Source organism: Paenibacillus sp. FSL L8-0340, from assembly GCF_038593145.1.
Classification (GTDB): Bacteria; Bacillota; Bacilli; order Paenibacillales; family Paenibacillaceae; genus Paenibacillus_AQ.
In genome coordinates this window covers 2,531,890-2,555,019 of record NZ_CP151967.1, presented here as the reverse complement: position 1 = coordinate 2,555,019, position 23,130 = coordinate 2,531,890, and the positions used below count along the sequence as shown (strand labels likewise).

Genomic DNA, 23,130 nt, shown 5'->3' with positions numbered 1-23,130 from the left:
TTACGACTTTGATCCAGCAATGTTACCTATTTTCGTACGAAATTTCGCGAAAATATGACAAAAAACCGATTTTCGAATAGGTACAACTGTGAGACGCACATAAAAAACCGCAGCGACATCAGCTGCGGTTTTCCGTTCGAATATACTGTTTTCTCCCAACTCCCCGCCAAGAGAATAACCTGCAGTTTTATTTACGCAGGCTTCCCAGGATGGCTCCCTTTGCAAAAAGCCGCCCAATATGACGCTCCACCTCAGGATCCGGGATTAATGGCGGGGCCTGATGCGGTTTCGTACGGGCGTCTATAATGACATTGTCGCAGGACCAGTGCTTATTCTCCACTACACTGTTCACGCCATATATATCATGCGAAGGGTTGCTGCGCGTGAAGGTCGCCCATAGGAAATTGTTCAGGGTCCCGCTCATAAACTCGCTATCATCACACAGAATAATCATCGGCAAGGTAGGGAGCGGACCTTGTTCCTCAATGGCGGCGCACAAAGACCTTAACTGCTGCTGCGCTTCCTTGTAATTAATGAATGCCGGCCCTTGCAGGGCAACGATGCCCGGCATCACCATTCTGGCCTCACCGAAGCCCTGCAGCCGGGACAGAACCTCCGGCACTTCTGTGCACAAGCTCCGCTTCCGCTCTCCCACTGCCGCAAAAATCACCTTGCTGCCGCTGTTCATTCCTGTGCCGGAATAATCAAGCGTATCAATCGTAGTATTGGTCTGAAAATGAATGTCACGGTGAAAATCAATCCGCTCCAGAATATAGGTCAGAAAATCAACCACATTATGAGTGCTAATGGCCCGGTCCTCCTCGGCCGTAATGAACAGATACTTAGCCAGGCTAAGCTGGCCGGTTCCCAGGATCCGGTTGGCGATGGTAAGAATCTCCGCCGGCTGCTTCAACTGCTGATAAGGCGTGTACCGTTCGCTGCCAATGGCAAACAGCAGGGGATGCACTCCTGAAGCATCAACCGCGTGTACTTCTTTCACTCCCGGGATCTCCTGCTTCACAGCACCTCCGGTCAGTTCATGAATCAATTCCCCAAAGGCGGTATCCTCCTGCGGCGGCCGTCCCACTACGGTGAACGGGAAGATTGCCCCTTTTTTGGCATACACCTTATGTACTTTCATGACCGGGAAAGGATGCACCAGGCTGTAGTACCCCAAGTGGTCGCCAAAGGGACCTTCCGGTTTGGTCTCGCCGGGATGTATTTCCCCGGTAATTACAAAATCCGCATCCGCGCTGATGCAGAAGCCGTCTACATAGCTGTAGCGGAAATGGCGTCCGGCCAGCAGACCGGCAAAGGTCATTTCGCTTAAGCCCTCCGGCAGCGGCATGACAGCAGACAATGTGTGTGCGGGAGGACCGCCGATGAAGCAGCTCACTTTAAGCGGTTCGCCCCGCTTGTTCGCTTGGGACTGGTGGATTCCGATGCCGCGGTGGATCTGGTAATGAACCCCCACTTCCTTATTCACTTCATACTCATTGCCGCTGAGCTGAATACGGTACATGCCCAGGTTGGAATTCATTATGCCCGGCTTGTCCGGGTCCTCCGAATACACCTGCGGTAAGGTGACAAAAGCCCCCCCGTCTCCCTGCCAGTGCTTAATCTGCGGAAGGTCGGAGATTTGAATTTCCTCGAAGCCTGCCGGGACACCGCCGAGTGTCTTAAGCGGCAGAGCCTTTCTCGCGGCAAGCCCTGTACCTATATATTTAAAGGGTTGCTTGAGCGCCTTCATCGGATCATTGCGCAGCGCGATGACATTCTGTGAAGAATCCCAGGTATCCCGGAATATAAACTTGCTGCGCTCAATGGTCCCGAAGAGGTTCGACACCGCACGGTACTTCGAGCCTTTAACATTTTCAAATAATAATGCAGGGCCGCCGGCCTCATAAACCTTTAAATGGATCGCTGCCATCTCCAGCAGGGGGTCCACTTCCTCATGAATACGGATCAAATGTCCGTGCTTCTCCAAATCTATAATGCACTCTTCCAAATTGCGATAGGTCATGGTCTTACTCCAATCTGCAGAAGAAATATGAACCTCTCTATTATAGCAAAAAGCCCTCTTGATTTCTCAAGAGAGCTTTTCCTTACAAATCTCCGGTAAATTCAATTTCATTATAGGAGTAAAAGGATTGCAGAATCCTCTCACGGTCATCCCCGAAGAGCTGATCGGCCACCCCGGCTACAAGCTTGGGTATGGCGTTCCGGATACCTGAAATCGCCGAAGCGGACAACCCGCAGCTGGCCAAAGCGGAATAGTTAAATACAAACAAACCATGCAGCAGCTTCTTCCCGTCTTCCCCACGGCTTTGCAGCGCAAACCCCGGGCTGAGATAAGGATGCGCATCAAGCAGCGGATTCGCCTTATCTTCCGGGGCTTGATAGCGGTCGCTCCAGCGGGCGACATAACGCTCAACCAGCCGCAGCTCGGGACGCAGGCCGGGATCACTGAGAAGACCAGTACTGACCACAATATAATCAAAGGCGAACTCTCCCTTGGGAGTTGTTACTACCGCCCCTCCCGGAGTAGCCTGCACATCAAGCCACGGGGAGCCGAGATGCAGTGTGAAGCCGGGCCAAGCCGCGGCACGGGCAAAGGTATCATTGGTCGGCGGCTGATTGTACTTGAAGAAATGGGAGATCACCGCATATTTATCGTCATCCGCCAGCGTATGGAACCTTTCAATCATCCCCGATATTTCCATCTGGCGAATCGGGTTGACGCTCGGCAGCTTCTCCCGCCGTACAAAGACATGGGCTTCGGCTGCACCTTCGGAGAGCATGTAATTAGCATTGTCGAAGGCTGAGGCTCCGCCGCCCAGAATGGCGATTTTTTTGCCCTTCAGTGCGCTGAAATTAATAGCCTCCGAAGTATGCGAGTACAGATGCTCCGGCAGATTTCCGGCAATAAGCGGCGGCACATGCCATTGACCGCCACCCTGAATGCCGGTAGCCAGCACCACCTTCCGGGCCAGCAGCAACCCGGAGGGTGCTCCCGGGCCAGCAATGTGCAGGCGGTGGAGCCCCTCTTCTCCAGGCTCAATCAGCTTCAGCTTCACCTCATTGATGACAGGAAGTCTGAGCACCTGGCGGTACCAGCGCAGATAGTTCATCCATTCACCGCGCGGGATTTTGTCCATGGCCTCCCAGCCCTCGGGACCAGCCTGCGCTTCCCACCAGGAGCGGAAGGTCAGGGATGGAATCCCTAAATCAATGGAGGTCAAATGCTTTGGCGTCCGCAGTGTAACCATCCGGGCATAGGTCTCCCAAGGCCCCTCTGACCCTTCACTGTTCTCGTCAATGACCAGAATGTTAGATATCCGTTCACGCAGCAGTCCAAAAGCCGCTCCCAAACCGCTTTGACCGCCTCCGACAATAACAACATCGTAGACATGCCCTTCCAGATGCTCCAGAGGACGTACCCAGTCCGTACCGCCATAGGCCAAATAGGAAAGGTCCGTTTGTACTCGTTCATTTAAAGTTTCCAGGCTCATCAACCCTCAGACCTTTCGATGGCATCTTTTAGAAATCAAAATACATGACTCTCCGCCAACCTTCACGCTGATACTGATGGCCACATTATATCTTGAATGCTGTGCCTTTTAAATATATATGTTAGGTTTATTGTCATTATAGCTAAATTATTGCCAACCGATTGTACATAATCACTAATATTCAAGCTTATTAGCTAGCTGTATATTGACAAACTAAGCTATTACACTCTACACCCTCTTATCAATGGAATAAAACATGCCACTTATTCCAATTCCAGAAGAGATTCTCCGCTAATGATTGTTCCGTGATTGATCCCTTCACAAATGTCTTTCATGGAACCCGGCTGGTCAAAGTTGAACACATGCATCGGGAGATGATAATCCCTGGCCAGAATGAACGCTGACTGATCCATGACCTTCAAGTTATGCTGGAGCACATCGTTGTAATGCAGGGATTTGAACTTTCTGGCCGCCCTGTCATGTTTAGGATCTGCACTAAGTACACCATCCACCCCTTGTTTGGCAACCAGCAGGGCATCACAATTCACCTCGATCGCTCGTTGAACCGAAGGATAGTCTGTTGTCACATAGGGCTGACCGTTGCCTCCGGCGAAAATCACGATATACCCTTTTTCCAAATGATGAATTGCCCTTAGACGGATATACGGTTCAGCAACGGATGTAGTCGGTATTGCTGTCATTACGCGCACTTCTCTGTCAGATTTGGCTTTGAGTACTCCACGCAGCATCAAGCTGTTGATGACGGTCGCGAGCGTGCCGATATTGTCAGCCTCCGCTCTTTCTATGCCCCAGCTCTCCGCCATGTTGCCACGGAATATGTTGCCTCCTCCGATCACGAGTGAAACCTCAACGCCCAGTTTCACCACGGACATAATTTCACTCGCGATATGCTCCATTTTTTCCGGTTCAAAACCAAATTCTGTCTTTCCTGCCACTGCCCCGCCGCTTAGTTTAATGAGAACTCTTTTGTACCTTACCAATCTCTACACCTCCGCATAATAAAAAAACACTAAAGCATAAAATGCCTTAGTGTTTCAATGAAATGAAAATATGAAGATTTAAAAATGAATTCATATTTCCACCTCTTCCAGTATTTTAATTCAATCTATTGTATACTCATCAAGAAGAAAATAGCAACGGCTAATATCTTAATCTGCTTTCTTGCAGAAATAACGCCAGACCGCTATTCACAGCTCATTCCCTCTTTTTCTCTCAGGAGCAAAGTTTCATACATCTCCCTGACCATGATTATCGCCTCATCAATCTCCAGCTTCTTTGTACTTGAGTGGATCAGGGTTCCCAGCCCGATTAAATAGATGGCGAGATTCAGAAAAACCCGCTTAAGTCTGTGTTCTGAGGCTGAATTGAGCCGTTTGCTATGACGCATGTAGGCCATACTTATGGCTTCGCCTATAAATTCTTCTTGATCCAGATCATAGCTCTTATAACCTGAAAGATACACAGATCTGAACAAATGCTGTTCTTTCTTGGCAAAATGCAAAAATCCGATAGCCAAATTGAGAGCAGGTGAGTAGTACCCCTCCTCATAACTTGTCATGCTGTAACGCACATGATCTACAACCCTCTGATACGCCAGACTTTTGATCTCCTCCATATTTCCGTACAAGCTGTAAATCGGCTGGGTGGAGCAATTCAGCTTCTGCGCGATATTTCGGGCTGACAACATTTCAAGCCCCTGCTCCTGCACAATGGCAAATGCCGCCTGTATAATTTGCTCTTTCGTAATATCTGATTTCGGCGGCACGATCTGCACCTCCTGATTTTTTTAGGACTCATTTTTAATGCTATCGTTGATTACAAGGTCAGATATCCCAGCTTGAGTTTTCTGACTATATTACTAGGAGCAATAATAAGTGTTATTGGTCTTCTCAGTAAGGATTAAGTTCTACCGATTTCTGCAATTCAGCTTTTCTGCATAGATTGAACTTAAGATATTAGAGTACAGGATCAGTCGCTACTACGGTGAATATTTGGACTTCCGGCCGCTGTTGTCTTCAAATTTCTTGATTTTAACCGCTATTAGCGGTAGAAATCCGAAGACTGCTTATGCTTTCGATGCTAGCTTTCCTTCGGAAAGCTTTCAGTCGGACACTACCGCTCCTCCAGTTCCAAAATCCCCCTCCGTTGCTCCTTTCCCTTATCTCAAGATTTAAGTTCAATATATAGCCCTATTTTTCCGGGCCGGAAATCCATATACACCACATAAGGACCATCCGTTTCTGGCAAAGCTGCAAACCCCCTGATAGACTTCATCATTTTCCTCCCAAGAAATTCAGCAATTCCCGGTTAACCGCCTCAACCATTGCTTTCGTGAAATCCGAATCAAAAAAAAGGCCTATGCCCTCAGGAATCGGCGCTGCGGTCTCATGATCAAAATCTGCAAAGTCACTGTCCTCCGGCAAATAATACCCCTGTTTCTCCCGGAGACCTTTCCAATCCTCCACCGGTAGCTGCCCGGCTAAATCAACCGCAAAGACCAATCCAATGCCCATATCCAGGTATAAATAATTATTGTGTCTGCGCGGCGGCTGCGGTTTAGCTGAATTCAATTTAAGCGTATGTGAACATTCATTTTCGCTCATCCGCAGCACTACAACTTCGTTGCTGTCTGCATCCACGAGCATCGTAACATAGGGGACAAATCCGGCAAGAAACCGCAGCAGGGCAGAATCCCGTAAGGAATCTTCAAATATCCAGCCGACCGGCATCAGACTGGATTCCCCCCCGGATTTGAAATAGAACTTTCTCAGCAGCGTTTGCAGTTCTTGCACATCTGGCGCATCATAAGGCGTAAGCAGCTCCAAATTCACAGGATAATGAATCAATTGTCTCTTGCCCTCATGGTAATGGCTGCTCATATCCTTGTGACGGTACAAATCCTGTATAACGGGCAATATCCCGGTCTTCGTCTCCTCGAACAATATCTTCGATTCCGGTCTGAGCTGCTCCAGAAAAAACGATTCTATTACACCTTCATGTCCGGCTTCCCTTACTACCGTAAAATGTGGCGCCACCTGCTCCATCAATATGGCTCTAATCGCTTCATCTTGTACCGGGATTACCTGGGCGAAGGATTGGTCGTCCAACACACTAGAAGCAATAAAATACTGCCCAAGCGCCGTCATCCCGGAAGGTGGCTTGTCCATCGTCAGTCTGTTCACATGAAAATCAGTTAACCTATCCAGTTCAAATCGCTCCTGCTTGGCGCTATATTCCAGCAAGCTACGGTCTTTGATCCACTCGTATATAGGACACCCCTCCAATCTGAATACCAAGCTGATGAGGATACAGGAAAAACATTACAATTCCAGTTTACTCTAATTTGTTTTCATATCATAACAAACAGCGCACACCGTCTTGCATCGGCGCACGCTGTTTAGACTATGTCACATCCATGGATCACCCCAGATTAGAATCTGGCGATGAAAAATTCACGGTCTGCAGGGACATTTCGGCTGACTACCGAATTTCCGTTGGCATCTCTTATTCTCAAAAGATACGGTACCGTTGTTAACGTGGTGATTGTGGGGAATCTGGCCACACCAAAATCATCAAAATCGGCTGTTGTTGTTACGCCTGCGTTGGTTAAGCTAGCTGTCCATCCACTTGTATCTCTTGGTGCATTAGACAGATTCGTAGCAATTACGATAAATCTGTCGAGGCTTTGTCTGATTCTGCGTTTCTTTTTCACTGCGGATGCCTTTGCCTTGCGGGCCATAAGCGCCTTTTTTGCCATAAGTGCCCGTTTTGCCATAAGAGTCTTCTTGTCCACTGGCTTCATTTACTTCACCACTTTCTTATAGGATACACTATTAGATTCATTTCCCGTGCTCTCTGAAACTACAATGGCCTATTTGAATTAAAATGTGGTAGTGTCCTAGGTTCATAGATACGTACCCACCGTCTCTTACTGTGCATACACTGACTGAAGAGGTGATCACTGAGCAATGAACGCACAGTTATGGCTGCAGCAGCATGCCACCAAATTAAATCGGCCCCTGAAACACAAAGTCCGGAAAACCTATGCCTCTGTCAATAAAGCGGTCGCCGTTCCGGTTATTATTCAGTTTAAACGCCCTGTCACATCCTCCCGTCTTCTTGCTCTACACAGACATATCGGCCCGCAGCCATTTATCGTAAGCCGCCGTCTGCCTCTGCTCAATGCGGTATCCTCACAGGTATCATTGAAATGTCTGGAACGCATATGCTGCTGGAATGGAGTTCACAAGGTCTATTTGGACGCAATCAAAACAACTTCATTAAATATAGCCACCCCGTCAATCGGAGCTGCAACCGTTCGGCAAGCGGATGGGCTTACGGGCAAAGGAATCCATATCGCCATTCTCGATACCGGAGTATTCCCGCATCCGGATCTGACCCGGCCGGTAAACCGGATTATAGCCTTCAAGGATTTTATCAATCACCGGAAACAGCCCTATGACGACAATGGTCATGGTACGCATATCGCCGGCGATGCTGCAGGCAACGGCTGGGCAAGCCGGGGGAAATACAGAGGCCCGGCACCGGAAGCGGGAATTGTGGGCATTAAAGTATTGGATAAGAATGGCGATGGCTATGATTCCACGATTATTAAGGGGATTGAATGGTGTATTAAGCACCGGAAGCGGTTGAAGCTGCGCATTCTTTCACTGTCCTTCGGCGGACCGGTGAATACTTCATGTGAGGACGACCTGCTCTGCCAAGCTGTAGAAAAAGCAGTCAAAGCCGGGCTCACCGTCGTGATTGCCGCCGGGAACAGCGGTCCAGGCCGCAGAACGATTGAGTCACCGGGCGTTAGCCCTTCGTCTATAACAGTTGGGGCTGTGGATGACCGCCGGACAGTGCCGCAGGGCGATGACCGAATCACCGATTTCTCCAGCCGCGGGCCGGCACCGGGAGGAAGGAAGAAGCCTGACATTGTAGCTCCTGGCGAAACGATCATCTCTCTGCGGTCACCCGGCTCACAGTTAGCCCGCCAATATCCGTATTTGAGGATAGATAAACAATATTTTGTCTTGTCCGGCACCAGCGTCTCGACGCCTATCGTCTCCGGCGCAGCCGCGTTGCTGCTGCAGCGTTCTCCTTCCCTTTCCCCCTCGCAGGTCAAAACGGCACTGAAACGGAATGCTTTCTGTCTGGGTCTCCGTCCAAATACAGCAGGTAGCGGAGAAGTAAATGTCAGATTTCTGCGGTACGCAAAGGGCACGAGCTGAGCTCGTGCCCTTTCAATGCCTAGTTTTTCTTTTTCCACAGTAGCCTTAACCTTTTTTTCGTAATTTATGGTATATTCTGTTTTATTACAGTGTAGGGGAGTTGTGCCCGGTAATGACTGAAATGCTGCATCTGCACGGCTTTGAAAATCAATTTGTAGCTTACTCCGGGGTTACCCTCGATGAGCGCTACGCTGTCTTTTATGTCAGTGACGCTATTTATGAAGAAGAGCTTACGGAATCCGGCCCCTTTGCCGGAGTGCTTCGCTATGATCTGGTCAACCATACCACGGAGTTCGTCAGCTATGGGCATAGGTCTTATATTCTTAATCATTCAGACGCCGGGCGCTGGATTTATTATGCCTATTTGAGCTGGGAAGGCCGGACAGCCGTCTTGGCGATTCATCAACTGGATTGCCGCAGCATGCATGCGAAGGAGGTCTATATTCTTCGTTTGACAGATGATCTGGCAGAAAACATAGAGGTATCGGCTTTAAAATACACAGAATTGTATGGGCTGAACCAGCGCTATCTATTGGTGGCTGTCCGTGATCTGGACCCCTTCTCCAAAAAACGAAACTCCGGATTTACCGGATATCTGCTGATCGACGTCGAGCTTGGGCAGAGCTTCCCCGTTCCCGAGAGGATCGGGCCGAATGACCGGATCGTACACTTATCATACACCTCAGTCTTTGAGCAGGATCATATCGAACAGCTTATGCTTGTAACGGGCCGGATTGGAGTCTCTGAGAAAAGGGCGGAATGGGATTACAGCCAATACGATATGCCCGAAGGTACAGCCATACAAAGTGTGGTCATGATTCCGCTGGAACAGTTCGTTCAGAATATCCGCAATCACCTGCCAATCGACGAAACTTTTATTATTGACCAATGTGATCCGGCCCATGGGTATGCCGGCATCAGCCGGAGAGGATCTTCTCTTTTCCTATGCAAACAGAATTTTAAAGAAAATTCTTCAGAACTATGTACATACGGTCTAAAGGACAGGCAGATGGAAAGATGCGGACTTGAGGAGTGTTATGACACTATTTATATCGGGGAAGATCTGAACAAGTTTGGAATCAGAACATCGGAGCCTCTGGATCAGATTTATGATCTTGACAGCGGTGAGTTGTTGTACACGGCCAGTGATCAATATACGATGGTAAGGATGATCAATGCTCAGTGTATGCTTACCCGCAATTTCATCTCAGAGCAGGAAACCCTGTTGCTGCAGCTGATCGACATTTATACCTTGCAAGTCATTGGAGCTGTTACCGGCCGCTGCGCATCCATCAGCTATATTCCGGAGGCTGGGGTATACCTTTGTTCTGAATAAAACAATTAAGGATTTACGATTACAAAAAACGGAGTGTGCAGACATGAATATTCGCAGAGCAACCACGGCAGATGCCGGGCTTTTAGCTGAAGTAATGAAAAGAACGTTCGACCTGGAGATGAAGCGCTGGGCAACGGAAGAGAATGAATATGATAATAATCTACGCCCGCCGGGATATGACTCTGCAGAAATGCACAAGTATTTCATCCGGGAATCAGATTATTTTGTCTTAGAAGTAGAGCAGCATATTGCAGGCGGGTTCAGCATTAATTACACCGGAAGAAGACATGCCCGTCTCGATAAAATCTTCATTGACCCGCAGTATCAAGGCCGGGGCTTCGGATCGAAGATCATGAGTTTTCTCGAAGAGGAATTCCCTGCTGTCCGGGTTTGGAAGCTGGAAACCTCCAGCAAGCAGCTGAGCAACCACCATTTCTATGAGAAAGCCGGTTATACGCGAATCTATGAATCCGCCACCGAATTCGGCTATGAGAAGGTCAAATCGGGCACGGCTGTAACAGCAGAGGAAGGTGTGAGATTTGAGGACCAGCAGCTCTCCAAGGCGGAATTCGAGAATTGTATGATGAATGAAGCCGACTTTTACAATATGAATCTGGAAAAATCCTCCTACAGCAACAGCAATTTAAGACGCAGCCTGTTTACGGACTGCAATATGAGTGACTCCAAATTCACCAACCTGAACCTTCAGAGCACACTTATTGCAGATTCCCGGTTAACCGGCAGCACCCTATTCGGCTGTGATCTTTCCAATGTGAATATTCAGGAATGCAACCTGTCCGGCCTGCGAATCCATGATATTCCTGTAGAAGACTTGTTTGCGGCTTTTCGTTTCCTCACCGGTCGAGAATAGGTACATTGCCATGCCTCCGATAATGATTCCAGGATCTCCTCCCTTACTTTTAGCTTGGCGGTATTGGTATCAATGGATTTAGCAAGTGGAAACGGATACCGTCCTCATAAGGACGGTATCCGTTTCAGCGAGAAATAGAAGGATAATTTATAGCATAAAGCATATGAATTCTTATATTTTCACAAATCCCGAGCCACTTCCCGGGCCCAGGCCAGCAGCCATTCATCCTCGCCAAAGCTTCCGATGCACTGAAAACCGAGCGGCAATCCCTCAAGGCTTGCTGACGGAAGGCTGAGAGCCGGGCATCCGGCAAACCCCCATATGGCGGGCATACCAGACCATCCGGTATTATTGTCCGCTACTTTCGGAGCGGTTCCGCCTTGGGCTGGAGACACCCAAATATCTATCCCTTCTTTCACCATCAGCGACTTCAGCTCTTCCTGCAGCACCCATTGCTTCCTGCGGTACCCGTCCAGTTCATCTTCCGGGATGGCTTTGCCTCTAAGAATAGCCTCTCTCACCGGAGGACCATAGAGCTCAGCATAATGCTCAAACCAGGATGCATGCCCGCGGGCCATCTCCCCTTCAATGAACCGCAGCATGCTGTCCCCGTAAATAAACTCATCTTCCCAAGGCATGTCTGCATAACGGACCTCGTAGCCCAACTGCTCAAGATGTTCGATTTGCGCAGTAAAGGTGGCTTTGACCTCCGGGCTCATCAGTTCCATGTATACTCCCCGCGGGATACCGAGTACAGGCTTCCGATCTACCTGGCGGGGGGTCCAGTCCGGAACAAGATGGGCTGCAGCCACTTCCATGCTTGGCAGATCCTGCGTGAAGAAGCCTATCGTGTCAAAAGAAGGTGACAGCAGAATCACTCCATCCAGCGGGACTCTTCCATAGCTCGGTTTGAATCCGGTCACCCCGCAAAAGGACGCCGGTGCGATCACAGAGCGCAAGGTTTGGGTGCCTACTGCGAGGGGACATAGGCCGGCGGCTACCGCTGCTGCAGATCCTGCGCTTGATCCGCCGGGCGTGTGTTCCGTGTTATGCGGATTCCGTGTAGCAATAGGCCCGTTGTAGGCAAATTCTTCGGTCACTGTTTTTCCGGCAATCAGCACTCCCAAGTCGCGAAGACGTCTTACCAATGAGCCTTCCTTATCAGCCAATACTTCTGGAGGAAGCGCGGAACCGGCACAAGTGGGTAAACCGTCGACATGCAACAGATCCTTAATGGCGATAGGGATTCCCCATAAAGCCGGTTTGACTGCCATTGCAGCGGATGAAGCCAGCAAACGCTCCGCTTCAATGGCCAACCGCCCCTCCAGATGCTCTTCCGGAACAAAGGCATGGATCTGTGGTTCAAACTGGCGGACCCTTTGCAGATAAAGCTTTACCGCTTGCTGTAATATAATATCCGGTTCTTCTTCATTACTGTGCAGGTCGGTTAAGGTGGAGCGGGCAAGTTGCACGGTATCATCTCCAAGGTCATTTTTATAATCTCGAATGATATACGATGCCAAGTCCTATAAGTTACATAAATTCCCTATACTTCACAGTTTGTTCATTGCAGAAGAAAGATGATATTATGACCCTGAACCCCCAATGAAATGAATTGGAGTGAAATCATGATCAACATTCTGGTCGTAGAAGATGAAAAGCATGTAAGAAGACTACTTGAAGCTGTTCTAAAACGTGAAGGATATTCTGTTGTTACTGCCGAAGACGGAGTTAAAGCTTTGGAGGTCCTTGATTCACAGCATATTGATCTAATCATTCTGGACATCATGATGCCTAATATGGATGGTTATGAATTCGCAAAGGAAGTAAGGGATGCCAATAGCTTGATCCCCATACTTATGGCTACAGCCAAACAGCTCCCTGAAGATAAGAAAAAGGGGTTCCGGCTTGGAACCGATGATTATATGACCAAGCCCATTGATACCGAAGAAATGCTTCTCAGAATCCAAGCTCTGCTTCGCCGTTCCCAAATTGCGAGTGCCCGTAAGCTGGCAGTGGGTAAAGTCGTACTTGATTATGACGCCTTGACGGTAACCCGGGAGGATGAGAAACAGACCCTTCCGCAAAAAGAATTTTATTTGTTGTATAAGCTATTATCTTATCCTGAGCGGATTTTCACCCGAATCCAGCTCATGGACGAAATATGGGGCATGGAAAATGAAAGTACGGATACAACCGTTAATGTGCACATCAATCGTCTGCGGAAACGGTTTGAAGCTTATCCGGAGTTTGAACTGGTTTCTGTTCGGGGTCTGGGATACAAGGCGGTGAGAACACCATGAGCAAGATGAGTAACAAACTCAGCAGCAAAATCTCTCTTCCCCTCTATTTCTCTCTTGCCGTATTCGTCATCTTTCTCATTACTGTTGTGATTACCGGGCTGCTCTTCTATCTTGCGAATGTTTTTGGTCTGTTAAATGAAGAAATCGCCCAAGATGGCACCTTGCTTCCCGTAATGACATTAATCGCCTGCACAATTATCGGTACAACGATATCGGCTGTCACAAGCCGGAAAATGGTAAAATCCATCCGGATGTTTATAGAAGCCACGGACCGGCTCGCCAAAGGTGACTTTTCCATGCGTCTTCAGCTCAAAAGCCCTCCGGAATTTAAAATTCTTTCGGAGAACTTTAACCGGATGGCCGAAGAGCTTGGGGGAATTGAAATTCTGCGAACCGATTTCATCAATAATTTCTCCCATGAATTCAAAACCCCCATTGTCTCGATCAAAGGATTTGCCGAAGTGCTCAAGCATGATGATCTTAGCAAAGAGGAACGGGATGAATATCTAGACATTGTTATTGAGGAATCGGCTAGACTAGCCTCCCTCGCCTCGAATGTTCTTGAGCTTTCAAAAATTGCGGCGCAGACGATTTTAACGAATAAAGTACGGTTTAATGTTGGGGAGCAGATTCGCCAATCTGTGCTGCTGCTTGCTGCCAAATTGGAGAAGAAGAATATGTCGCTGAATGTTAACGTTCAGGATTACAATATCTCTGGAAACAAAGAGCTGTTGAATCAAGTCTGGCTGAATTTGTTGGATAACGCGATCAAGTTCACACCTGACAATGGCCTAATTGAAGTTCAAATGAAGCAAAATGAAAATACCATTGTCATTCTGTTCCGCGACAACGGTTGCGGGATTAGCCAGGAAGGACTTACCAAGATCTTCGATAAATTTTATCAGCAGGATACTTCCCACTCGACAGCAGGCAATGGGCTTGGATTAGCGATCGTGAACCAAATCATTCATCTGCATGAAGGAACGATTGCCTGCAGCAGCACCCCGTCACAAGGTACCACGTTTACAATTACAATACCGGATGGACTTTGACTCTAGTCTTGAAAGAACTGAATGGTTCTTTCAAGGCTTTTTATTTTTTCAGAAAAGTTAACTTTCAGTTTATCTTGTTTCGTTATCATGAATGCAACGCCACATAAAGGAGTCAGAGATATGGTCACTATACTTAAATACTTGAAACCGAAGGAATGGGCTCTGGTCGGGTTTAGCCTCCTCTTCATTGTTGCACAGGTATGGCTGGATTTGGAATTGCCCGGCTATATGAGCGATATTACCCGTCTTATACAGACACCGGGAAGTGAAATGAGCGAAATCATTACAGCCGGAGTCTGGATGCTGCTCTGTGCCCTCGGCAGCTTAGCCACCTCCATTATTGTGGCAGGCATTGCCGCCAGAACCGCGGCTAACTTCTCTTCAAGATTACGCTCCAAATTGTTCGATAAGGTACAGTCCTTCTCCATGGAAGAAATCAACAACTTTTCTACAGCCAGTCTAATTACCCGGTCCACGAATGACATCACGCAAGTGCAAATGCTGATTGTCATTGGTCTGCAGCTGCTGTTGAAGGCTCCTATCCTGGCAGTCTGGGCGATGCTCAAGATCACGGGCAAAAGTTGGCAGTGGTCGCTCTCTACCGGTGTCGCTATTGGAGTGTTAATCCTGATTGTCGGCATATGTATCGTGCTCGTGCTGCCGAAATTCCAAAGATTACAGCAACTGACGGACAACCTAAATCGTGTAGCAAGAGAGAACCTCACCGGACTGCGTGTCATTCGCGCGTATAATGCAGAAGGCTATCAGGAAGATAAATTCGGCGTAGCCAACAACGAGCTTACCCGGACGAATCTCTTCGCTAACAATGTATTGTCCATGCTGATGCCAAGTATTTCTCTCATTATGAGCGGTTTAAGTCTCTCTATCTATTGGGTAGGTGCTGTGTTGATTCAGAATGCCGATGGTGCCGCGAAGCTGGGCTTATTTTCCGATATGATTGTCTTCTCATCCTATGCGATGCAGGTGGTTATGGCGTTCATGATGTTGATCATGATTTTTATTTTAATGCCCCGTGCCCATGTCTCTGCCAAAAGAATCAACGAAGTGCTGGACACTAAACCAAGCTTACAGAACGGATCGCTTACTTCCTCCAAGGCGGATCGGGTTGGCGAAGTCGAATTTAAAAATGTCAGCTTCAAATATCCTGATGCAGAGGATTATGTTGTTGAGGACATCAGTTTTACGGCAAAAAAAGGAGAAACCGTGGCATTTATCGGTTCAACCGGATGCGGAAAAAGTACCGTTGTTAACCTGATCCCCCGCTTTTATGATGCTACAGCAGGTGAGGTGCTGGTGGATGGTATCAATGTCAACCAATACGAGCAAAGTGCACTGCGCAACAAAATAGGATATGTATCCCAAAAAGCGATTTTGTTTGGCGGCACGGTAAGCTCCAACGTTGCTTTTGGTGACAACGGAAGTAATCTTGCATCTGATGTCGTTGATGCCGTTTATACCTCTCAAGCTTCGGATTTTGTGGAAAAGATGGACGGCAGCTACGAGGCTCATGTCGCCCAAGGCGGCTCGAACCTGTCCGGCGGGCAGAAACAACGTCTGTCCATTGCCCGGGCCATTGCGCGCCGTCCTGAAATATTGATCTTCGACGATTCCTTCTCAGCCCTTGATTATAAGACAGACCGCAAATTGCGCAGTGAGCTGAAGAAAGAAGCCCGCGGCACAACGATGCTGATTGTTGCCCAACGAATCGGTACAATCAAAGACGCGGACAAAATTATTGTACTGGAAGCTGGACGTATGGCAGGCATGGGGACACATGATGAATTAATGCAGTCCTGTAGTATCTACCAGGAAATTGCCTACTCACAACTTTCTAAGGAGGAGCTGGCCTAATGAACAAGAGCAAAGAGCAACTCAACACCTGGAGCAAACTTCTCCGCTATGGCAGAAAATATATTCCCGTAGTTCTTATTGCAATTATCAGTGCAGCAATCGGTACGGTACTGACTTTGCTCGGGCCGGATAAGCTTTCAGAGATAACAGACTTGATCACCGAGGGCATCGTCACCGGTATTGATATGGAAGCTGTAACTTCCATTGGACTCTTCCTTGTATTTATCTATCTCCTTAGCTCTGTATTGTCTTTGGCACAAGGATTAATTATGTCCGTAGTTACACAAAAGGTTTCCAAAAGCTTAAGAACCGATCTCTCCCGTAAAATGAACAGGCTTCCGATCTCTTATTATAATAAGTCTACAACCGGTGACATCCTGTCCCGGGTTACAAACGACGTGGATACCATCGGGCAAGCGTTAAATCAAAGTGTCGGCACACTGGTCACTGCCCTCGCCCTGTTTGTCGGGTCTCTCCTCATGATGTTCAAAACGAACGTGATCATGACCATTACAGCGATTGTTGCCACCGTAATTGGCTTTGGCCTCATGGCGGCAATTATGAAAAAATCTCAAAAGTATTTTCAAAGCCAGCAAGAATATTTAGGAAAAATCAATGGCCATGTGGAGGAAGTCTATTCTGGACATACTGTAGTGAAGGCCTACAATGGCGAATCGCAAATGCGCAGTACATTTGAATCCTTGAATACGAATCTAAAAGATAGTGCATTTAAAGCACAGTTCCTCTCCGGTCTCATGATGCCGATTATGATGTTTATAGGCAATCTGGGGTTTGTGGCCGTTTGTGTCGCAGGTGCTATACTTGCTATGAACGGAACGATATCCTTTGGGGTTATCGTGGCCTTCATTCTGTATGTCCGTTATTTCACACAGCCGCTGTCACAGATTGCGCAAGCCGCACAAAGTCTGCAATCGGCGTCTGCCGCAAGCAAACGTGTCTTTGAATTCCTGGATGCCGAAGAAATGGACAATGAGAGTCACAAGGAAGGACATCTTGAAACCGCTGCGGGCAAAGTGAAATTTGAGCATGTGCAATTTGCTTATGACAATTCAGCCAAGCTTGTTATTAAAGATTTCTCTGCAGAGGTTAAGCCTGGACAAAAAGTCGCTATAGTCGGTCCTACCGGCGCAGGTAAAACAACGCTTGTAAACCTTCTTATCCGGTTTAATGAATTAATGGGCGGGGAAATTTATATTGATGATACCCCAATCAGCAGTTTGACCAGAGAAAATATCCATGATTTATTCTGTATGGTTCTGCAGGATACCTGGCTTTTTGAGGGCACTATCAGGGAAAACCTAGTGTACAACAAAACGGGCGTAACCGATAATGAAATCGAAGAGGCTTGTAAGTCAGTGGGCTTACACCATTTCATACAGACCTTGAGTGCCGGATACGATACCGTGCTAAATGACAAAGTCAATTTATCTACCGGGCAAAAGCAACAGCTTACGATCGCCCGCGCGATGCTCAAGGACGCGCCGATGCTCATCCTCGATGAAGCAACAAGCTCGGTCGATACAAGAACAGAGCTGTTGATTCAGCAGGCGATGGATAAGCTTATGGAAGGAAGAACTTCCTTCGTGATTGCACATAGGCTCTCAACAATTAAGAATGCCGATGTGATTCTGGTTCTGAAGGATGGCGATATCTTGGAAAGCGGCAGCCATCATGAACTGCTTGCCAAAAATGGCTTCTATGCGGAGCTTTACAATAGCCAATTCGAACAAGCATCTTAATGCGGTTACAAAAGAAGTGGAAACGGCTTGCCGTCCTCAAAAGGTTGACTTAAATCATTGGATTTTGCCGAGTACGGCGAATTCAAATGCACTTATGCTTCTCATTTCACCCGGAGCCCAGTAGCCCAGTGGCACCAATATCTAATATCCTGTGCAGCATAGTGATAGAGTTCCTGGCACTTTTACTCAATCCCAAGTAGCTGAGCCAGTGCATCATCAAGTTTTCGAGTGATACACAATTTTCACAATCTATAGTTTTCTTTACCACAAAAAAGCCGCATACCCCACAGATCGCGGGGTATGCGGCTTTGATTGTTGTGCCAAGTTTCATTTTTCACTCTTGACCGTAAAGCTGCGGACCTTCATCCATTTCCCTGCAACGAACTCATCAATGGTCCCTGTTTTTGTTCTGACGCAAAATTTGTGCTGTGTTCCTTTGTCAAAGCCCGTGGCCTCAAAGAGTAAATCATCGCCTGCCGGACCTTTATAATAGACCTGCTTCAGGCCAAGCCTGCTGAGCAGTTCCAGCTTTACATTCTCAATATACGAACGGGAAATCTCAGTTGACATCCAGGTTCCTCCTGCGGTATTCTCTACTTTTCTTTGGATTTGACCAGCTCCGGGAAAGCTGTGTCTTCTTAGAGGATAACGCAAAAACGCCTCAATTACACTTTAATTTTCAAAAAATGCAATATGCAAAACGATTTCTTATTCAGGAGAGTGTCCCTTCCTTTAATACTGCTTAGCTAAGATTTCATCAATTCGGGCCGCCTCCTGTGCGTCCGCTGCAATCAGCAGATCATGGACCGCCTGGTCCTGGCCTCCATTCTTTTTCAGTGCAGCCAGATACCAGCGGGCGATCTCGCGGTTAGTAACATCCGCATAATCTGCACTTAAGGCCTGCTTTAAGATATCCGATGCCTCCTGTACTTCGCCCATCATAAACTTTATCTTACCCGCGTTCAGGGCGATGAGCGGGGTTACAGAGAATGGATTTCCTTGCAGCTGTTCGGGTGGCAGTGTCTTCAGATGCTCCACACCGGCAGTCACATGATCGTAGGCTTGAAGTCCAATTGTGAAATATTCTTGTTTAGCCGCATCGTCCTTTAAATTAAAGGCTTGCTCTCCCAGCATAAAGGAGCGGCTGATCAGCGTACTGTACCAATCGATATCCCACTTGTACTTGTTGGCATTATCGTGGTAGACCTTGAGGGCAAGGTCGCTTTGATTTTTAAGGTCATAATAAGAAACCAACTGCTTCAATAACTCTTTATCGTAGGGCTCTCTCTTTAGCGCAGTCGTCAGTAAGGTGTGCGACTCCTCCAGAAATTGTTCGTTCTGCGTCTGGGAATACACCTGCTGATCCAGTGAAGACAGATAGATCGTCGACTCCGGATGGCCTGGACGTATCTTCAGCGCCTTGACCAGCGGAGCTTTGAGCTCATCATAGGATTGACTGACACTGAACAACTGCCGGGCTTTATTGCCGGCATTGTTGGAGCTGATATAGTTAATGGACAGAACCAGCATGAACACCGCTCCTGCCGTAAGGATTGCAAGGTACCCGTAACGCACCCCTGCCTTGTTCCAGTTCCGGCGCAGCGGTTTGCTGTCCATCACCACTGCCATTCCGGCCATGCCCAAAAAGACCAGAATCCCCATAAATGCATAGCTCATATTGAAATCCAACAGACTGTGAACAAGAATGGATAATGCAATAATCAGATAAAAGAAACCATTGCTGAATTCATCCTGCTTCCTTGCCGTATACCCGCGGATATACTTATAAAAAATATAGAGAATGAAACTCATAAACACAACAAACCCGACTATCCCCACCTCTATCAGATACTGCAGGAAAAAGTTATGCACTTGGTGGCTGACATAGGGATTATTCTGATATTGCCCGAACACTGCCTGCCAGCCGCTACCTCCGATCCCAAGAACCGGATTATCCTTAATAACCTTAACAGCATCCTTATAAAAGGTAATCCGCTCCAAAACACTATGCTGCTTGAAGTTAATATTCTCCAGCCGGACTTCAATGTGGTCCGGGAGAATACTCCGCACGCCTGTACCGATCAGCAGAAAGGCAATAATACCGACAAGCGCTACCGAACCCAGTGGAATCCACATTCCATTCAGTTTTCGGGAGTTCTCGCCGTCCAGCTTGCCTCGGAGCCATGGAGCCAGGTAACGCTGCACTGCCCAGCTTAATCCGGCTGTGAGGAGCGAAGCCCCGAGCAAGTAGCTCCAGCCCTTTAATGCCGATGATGACGTGAAATCCGTATTGAGGCTGATTCCCAGATTAGTGACGGGTGACGCAATAATTAAAGATGCCAATCCAGAAATCCCAAGATGAATGATCCATAGAATCTGCTGCACAGACTTCAGGAATAACAACAGCAATATAAATACTACCGGCATCATGACAAGCCCGCCGCGTGACAGCGTGAGCAGCATGGAAACGATAATCGGGACGAGCATGAACCCGTGTATCAGCCAGCCGTACCCCTTTTTGGAGCGGACCAGTGCAAACAGAGCAACAAACAGAAAGGCCATTAAGAAAGCTGCATACGTATTGGCATACTGAAATATCGAGGTCAGGCGCAAACCGTTGGAATCAGTTATCAGTGCGCCATTGTAAGTTCCATTGACCACTTCCTTTGTGAACCAGCCTACCAGACTGCCCGCTAACTTCCCGCTCCCCAACCAATTGAGCAGGCCAAACCATACAATGATATAAGCAATACTCAAGATGGCCTGCTGTACCGCAAAGTTTACCTGCTTTTGCTTTAACAGGTAGAAGGAGATTATAAAGACGGCAGCGTACATAGTCTGAATAAACAGCATGTTCATCGCTGAGAAATGCGAAACAGCTACAAACAGTGTTAGCGCGTAAATGACCGGCAACATAAATGCAGCCAGGACAAGCAAGTCACTTTGCTCCTGCAGCTTGAATTTTTTATAATTCAAACCTACCCAGCCAAACAGCATAAGACAGCATAATAGAGCAGACACAAAGAGAGGTTTCTCGAATATGAGCTGCTGACTGTTAAACAATCCCCTCTGAAATGGCGCCCATCCCAGAAAAAGTATAAAAGCGGCAGCCAGCAGCCATACTCCCCCTGTTGATCTTTCGTTATGCTTCAGCTGCACAGCGTTTTTTCCATACACAGGTTTCGACACAAGTTATAACCTCCACACTTACTAGATTCATAAATTTATAATGTTTAATAAATCTCACAAGCCCAATGAGCCCTTTTTCCATATTTCAGCAGATGGTAGAGCTAAGAAGCCCGTAGACTAGTAGAATCAGTGTAAACAGCGGCTGGAGCGCCATAAACACACCTATTCCTGAGCAAATCCCTTACCTCCTTTTAAATCCAGGCCGCTACTCCGTATTTCACGCCAAATACCCGGGCCATGTTCGTCGTTCCGGCATTTTCACTTCCTAGCCCCCTGATATCCTTGTGCATAAACTTGTTTGAGACTATCACCGCTCCGCAGATATTCCCCAGGAAATAGCTGACGACTCCAATTAAAGACAGTTGCCACCAATACTGCATTAAGATAATTTGATCCACTCCTTAGCGTATGTATAACGCAAGCATTTTCAATTGATGACTGTAATAATATGTAACTTATATTGTACAGGAAACTCGAAAAATGTAAAATAATGAACTGGCAGGAAGATTACTGTGAATAAGCGAAAGTATCCTACCCTCGTTAAAAGTCATCATTTATCATCATTAGCTTTCAGCAAGGACGCCAGAAGTTTCCTCCCGTTTGCTATAACTTTAGGCATGTTATTTTGAGTACCCCAATAGAGATCTCCCAAAGCCAGCTTGATGCAGCAAATTCTAATATGGATCTGCTTTTGAGTCAGTATCTCATCTCCGTAGCCTTCAAAAAACGCAACCTTGGCCCGTTCATCCTTAATAAAATATTTCTCAAACAGTACCGAAAAATGGTCAATATCTACGCCCCATAACATGTTCTCGAAATCAATCAGTCCGGTGAGAATTCCGTTAGAATCTACCAGCCAGTTGCCCGGGGTTGAATCCCAGCTTATAGGGACAGGCTTGCTGCCTTCAAAAACACCGGCATTCTGTAGAGCCCACTCCAGCAGTTCAAGCTCAGCAGGCTGAAGAAGGTTTAGTTCCATACATTTGCCGGCCATATCCTCAAGCGTGCTGCGGATATAGACAACAGGATCCGCATGATGATATAGCTCAATGGGATTTCCGTCTTTATCCGGACGGCCAAACCAATCACCGGTCTGTGAATCATGCAGCTGCCTGGTCAATTGCCCTGCTTTATTGTAAGCAGTGTATCGCTCAGCCGGCTTCAGGTTTGACTCTCTCATAGTGACTCCATCGAGTGCGGAGATTAAGATAGCTTGCCAACCCACTCCCTCAAAAGCTGCAATTAGCTCCGGCACATAAGGCTTTAAAGCATTCACCCAGTGGTTGTAGGCATACACTTCGGGATGCCATCTTTGAATACGGCTATGAGTCTTCAGGTAATAACATGTCTGATCTTGGGCCGCTTGAATCTTCCACACTCCTGTTCTTGAGCTGCCTTGTCTGTGATCTGAGAGAACTGTAAATGATCCAATACGCGCTTCTACAACAGCAGACAATTCATATGGATAAATCTGTGGCTGATTCAATGTTATCCCCCTTTATGATGGTGATCTGCGAAGGACAAATTTCTGATGGGGATAATCAAATTCCTCTATCAGCTCATCCTCAACAAATCCAAATTTCTTATATAACGGACGCGGTGCTGCCCCCAGCGGATCATTTGCTCTAAACGTAGTTACGGAAAGCTCTGTATCCTCCGGAAACAAAGATAACATTTGATCGATCATTGCTGTGGCGATTCCTTGTCTGCGGTGATCCGGGTGTACGGCCATGCAGGAAAGACATTTGGCATTATAGGAGAAGAGCATCAGCCCGGTAACCTCGCCAGCATAGACCGCGCAGATAGCCGTCCGCCTGTTAATGTTCTTAATTACGGTCTGTTTATAGCCCTCCAGCAATTCTTCGCTGTGGAGACCCGGAAAATTACTGCGGACAGCTTCAATCATTGACATCCATGAATCAACATCCTGCATTTCCGCAAATTTCACTTTGTATTGTCCGTTCATTACTTTCGCTCCTT

Annotated in this window: 19 protein-coding genes; 7 read left to right on the top strand and 12 right to left on the bottom strand. The window is 47.5% G+C overall.

From position 1 onward, the window contains the following. Nucleotides 1-187 precede the first annotated feature (187 nt). The 6 genes from NST07_RS11270 to NST07_RS11245 all read right to left on the bottom strand — a co-directional run bounded on the left by NST07_RS11270 (nt 188) and on the right by NST07_RS11245 (nt 7,326). Nucleotides 188-2,023 carry a UbiD family decarboxylase gene (locus tag NST07_RS11270; protein WP_342481576.1) on the bottom strand — a complete coding sequence of 612 codons (1,836 nt, stop codon included), beginning with the start codon at nt 2,021-2,023 and terminating at the stop codon, nt 188-190. Nucleotides 2,024-2,105: 82 nt separating this feature from the next. Then, nucleotides 2,106-3,512 carry an NAD(P)/FAD-dependent oxidoreductase gene (locus NST07_RS11265; RefSeq protein ID WP_342481575.1) on the bottom strand — a complete coding sequence of 469 codons (1,407 nt, stop codon included), beginning with the start codon at nt 3,510-3,512 and terminating at the stop codon, nt 2,106-2,108. A gap of 263 nt (nt 3,513-3,775) precedes the next feature. After that, nucleotides 3,776-4,513: a UMP kinase gene (gene pyrH, locus NST07_RS11260; RefSeq protein ID WP_341091684.1), complete on the bottom strand. Its 738-nt coding sequence runs from the start codon at nt 4,511-4,513 to the stop codon at nt 3,776-3,778. 203 nt (nt 4,514-4,716) lie between these two features. Continuing rightward, nucleotides 4,717-5,298: a TetR/AcrR family transcriptional regulator gene (locus NST07_RS11255; RefSeq protein WP_341091683.1), complete on the bottom strand. Its 582-nt coding sequence runs from the start codon at nt 5,296-5,298 to the stop codon at nt 4,717-4,719. Between the two features lie 508 nt (nt 5,299-5,806). After that, the gene (locus tag NST07_RS11250) at nt 5,807-6,775 is read right to left on the bottom strand and encodes a hypothetical protein (RefSeq protein WP_342481574.1); all 969 of its coding nucleotides are present in this window, start codon (nt 6,773-6,775) and stop codon (nt 5,807-5,809) included. Between the two features lie 188 nt (nt 6,776-6,963). Further along, a complete protein-coding gene (locus NST07_RS11245) occupies nt 6,964-7,326 on the bottom strand; it encodes a hypothetical protein (RefSeq protein WP_342481573.1) in 363 nt (120 codons plus the stop codon). 175 nt (nt 7,327-7,501) lie between these two features. Between NST07_RS11245 and NST07_RS11240 the strand changes: the two genes are divergently transcribed. The 3 genes from NST07_RS11240 to NST07_RS11230 all read left to right on the top strand — a co-directional run bounded on the left by NST07_RS11240 (nt 7,502) and on the right by NST07_RS11230 (nt 10,974). Then, the gene (locus tag NST07_RS11240; protein ID WP_341091680.1) at nt 7,502-8,767 is read left to right on the top strand and encodes a S8 family peptidase; all 1,266 of its coding nucleotides are present in this window, start codon (nt 7,502-7,504) and stop codon (nt 8,765-8,767) included. A 112-nt stretch (nt 8,768-8,879) separates the two neighbouring features. Continuing rightward, a complete protein-coding gene (locus NST07_RS11235; RefSeq protein ID WP_342481572.1) occupies nt 8,880-10,103 on the top strand; it encodes a hypothetical protein in 1,224 nt (407 codons plus the stop codon). A 43-nt stretch (nt 10,104-10,146) separates the two neighbouring features. Continuing rightward, nucleotides 10,147-10,974, top strand: a complete 828-nt coding sequence (locus tag NST07_RS11230) for a GNAT family N-acetyltransferase (protein WP_342481571.1) — start codon at nt 10,147-10,149, stop codon at nt 10,972-10,974. A 179-nt stretch (nt 10,975-11,153) separates the two neighbouring features. Here NST07_RS11230 and NST07_RS11225 read toward each other — a convergent pair whose 3' ends face one another. Continuing rightward, nucleotides 11,154-12,446 carry an amidase gene (locus tag NST07_RS11225; protein ID WP_342481570.1) on the bottom strand — a complete coding sequence of 431 codons (1,293 nt, stop codon included), beginning with the start codon at nt 12,444-12,446 and terminating at the stop codon, nt 11,154-11,156. Between the two features lie 156 nt (nt 12,447-12,602). On the opposite strand from NST07_RS11225, the gene NST07_RS11220 reads away from it, so the two are divergent. The 4 genes from NST07_RS11220 (at nt 12,603) to NST07_RS11205 (ending at nt 17,961) form a co-directional block, all read left to right on the top strand. Continuing rightward, nucleotides 12,603-13,277 carry a response regulator transcription factor gene (locus NST07_RS11220; protein ID WP_341091676.1) on the top strand — a complete coding sequence of 225 codons (675 nt, stop codon included), beginning with the start codon at nt 12,603-12,605 and terminating at the stop codon, nt 13,275-13,277. After that, the gene (locus NST07_RS11215) at nt 13,274-14,329 is read left to right on the top strand and encodes a HAMP domain-containing sensor histidine kinase (protein ID WP_342481569.1); all 1,056 of its coding nucleotides are present in this window, start codon (nt 13,274-13,276) and stop codon (nt 14,327-14,329) included. The genes NST07_RS11220 and NST07_RS11215 overlap by 4 nt, the downstream gene beginning before the upstream one ends. A 120-nt stretch (nt 14,330-14,449) precedes the next feature. Then, nucleotides 14,450-16,201: an ABC transporter ATP-binding protein gene (locus NST07_RS11210; protein ID WP_342481568.1), complete on the top strand. Its 1,752-nt coding sequence runs from the start codon at nt 14,450-14,452 to the stop codon at nt 16,199-16,201. Then, nucleotides 16,201-17,961, top strand: coding sequence for an ABC transporter ATP-binding protein (locus NST07_RS11205; protein WP_341091673.1), 1,761 nt, complete (start codon nt 16,201-16,203; stop codon nt 17,959-17,961). The genes NST07_RS11210 and NST07_RS11205 overlap by 1 nt, the downstream gene beginning before the upstream one ends. A gap of 327 nt (nt 17,962-18,288) precedes the next feature. Here NST07_RS11205 and NST07_RS11200 read toward each other — a convergent pair whose 3' ends face one another. The 5 genes from NST07_RS11200 to NST07_RS11180 form a co-directional block, all read right to left on the bottom strand. Next, complete coding sequence (locus tag NST07_RS11200; protein WP_341091672.1) at nt 18,289-18,531, bottom strand: hypothetical protein; 243 nt, start codon at nt 18,529-18,531, stop codon at nt 18,289-18,291. A gap of 162 nt (nt 18,532-18,693) precedes the next feature. After that, the gene (locus NST07_RS11195) at nt 18,694-21,150 is read right to left on the bottom strand and encodes an O-antigen ligase family protein (RefSeq protein WP_341091670.1); all 2,457 of its coding nucleotides are present in this window, start codon (nt 21,148-21,150) and stop codon (nt 18,694-18,696) included. A 191-nt stretch (nt 21,151-21,341) separates the two neighbouring features. Next, entirely contained in the window at nt 21,342-21,530 is a 189-nt protein-coding gene (locus NST07_RS11190; protein WP_341097619.1) for a glycerol-3-phosphate acyltransferase, read from the bottom strand. 170 nt (nt 21,531-21,700) lie between these two features. After that, a complete protein-coding gene (locus NST07_RS11185; RefSeq protein WP_342481567.1) occupies nt 21,701-22,636 on the bottom strand; it encodes an aminoglycoside phosphotransferase family protein in 936 nt (311 codons plus the stop codon). Nucleotides 22,637-22,648: 12 nt separating this feature from the next. Further along, nucleotides 22,649-23,116, bottom strand: coding sequence for a GNAT family N-acetyltransferase (locus tag NST07_RS11180; RefSeq protein ID WP_341091667.1), 468 nt, complete (start codon nt 23,114-23,116; stop codon nt 22,649-22,651). Nucleotides 23,117-23,130 lie beyond the last annotated feature (14 nt).

What these genes read in the sequence shown, in the direction of transcription:
- NST07_RS11270 (WP_342481576.1), bottom strand. Translation starts at nt 2,023, where the DNA reads ATGACCTATCGCAATTTGGAAGAGTGCATTATAGATTTGGAGAAGCAC.
- NST07_RS11265 (WP_342481575.1), bottom strand. Translation starts at nt 3,512, where the DNA reads ATGAGCCTGGAAACTTTAAATGAACGAGTACAAACGGACCTTTCCTAT.
- NST07_RS11240 (WP_341091680.1), top strand. Translation starts at nt 7,502, where the DNA reads ATGAACGCACAGTTATGGCTGCAGCAGCATGCCACCAAATTAAATCGG.
- NST07_RS11235 (WP_342481572.1), top strand. Translation starts at nt 8,880, where the DNA reads ATGACTGAAATGCTGCATCTGCACGGCTTTGAAAATCAATTTGTAGCT.
- NST07_RS11230 (WP_342481571.1), top strand. Translation starts at nt 10,147, where the DNA reads ATGAATATTCGCAGAGCAACCACGGCAGATGCCGGGCTTTTAGCTGAA.
- NST07_RS11220 (WP_341091676.1), top strand. Translation starts at nt 12,603, where the DNA reads ATGATCAACATTCTGGTCGTAGAAGATGAAAAGCATGTAAGAAGACTA.
- NST07_RS11215 (WP_342481569.1), top strand. Translation starts at nt 13,274, where the DNA reads ATGAGCAAGATGAGTAACAAACTCAGCAGCAAAATCTCTCTTCCCCTC.
- NST07_RS11210 (WP_342481568.1), top strand. Translation starts at nt 14,450, where the DNA reads ATGGTCACTATACTTAAATACTTGAAACCGAAGGAATGGGCTCTGGTC.
- NST07_RS11205 (WP_341091673.1), top strand. Translation starts at nt 16,201, where the DNA reads ATGAACAAGAGCAAAGAGCAACTCAACACCTGGAGCAAACTTCTCCGC.
- NST07_RS11200 (WP_341091672.1), bottom strand. Translation starts at nt 18,531, where the DNA reads ATGTCAACTGAGATTTCCCGTTCGTATATTGAGAATGTAAAGCTGGAA.
- NST07_RS11190 (WP_341097619.1), bottom strand. Translation starts at nt 21,530, where the DNA reads ATGCAGTATTGGTGGCAACTGTCTTTAATTGGAGTCGTCAGCTATTTC.
- NST07_RS11180 (WP_341091667.1), bottom strand. Translation starts at nt 23,116, where the DNA reads ATGAACGGACAATACAAAGTGAAATTTGCGGAAATGCAGGATGTTGAT.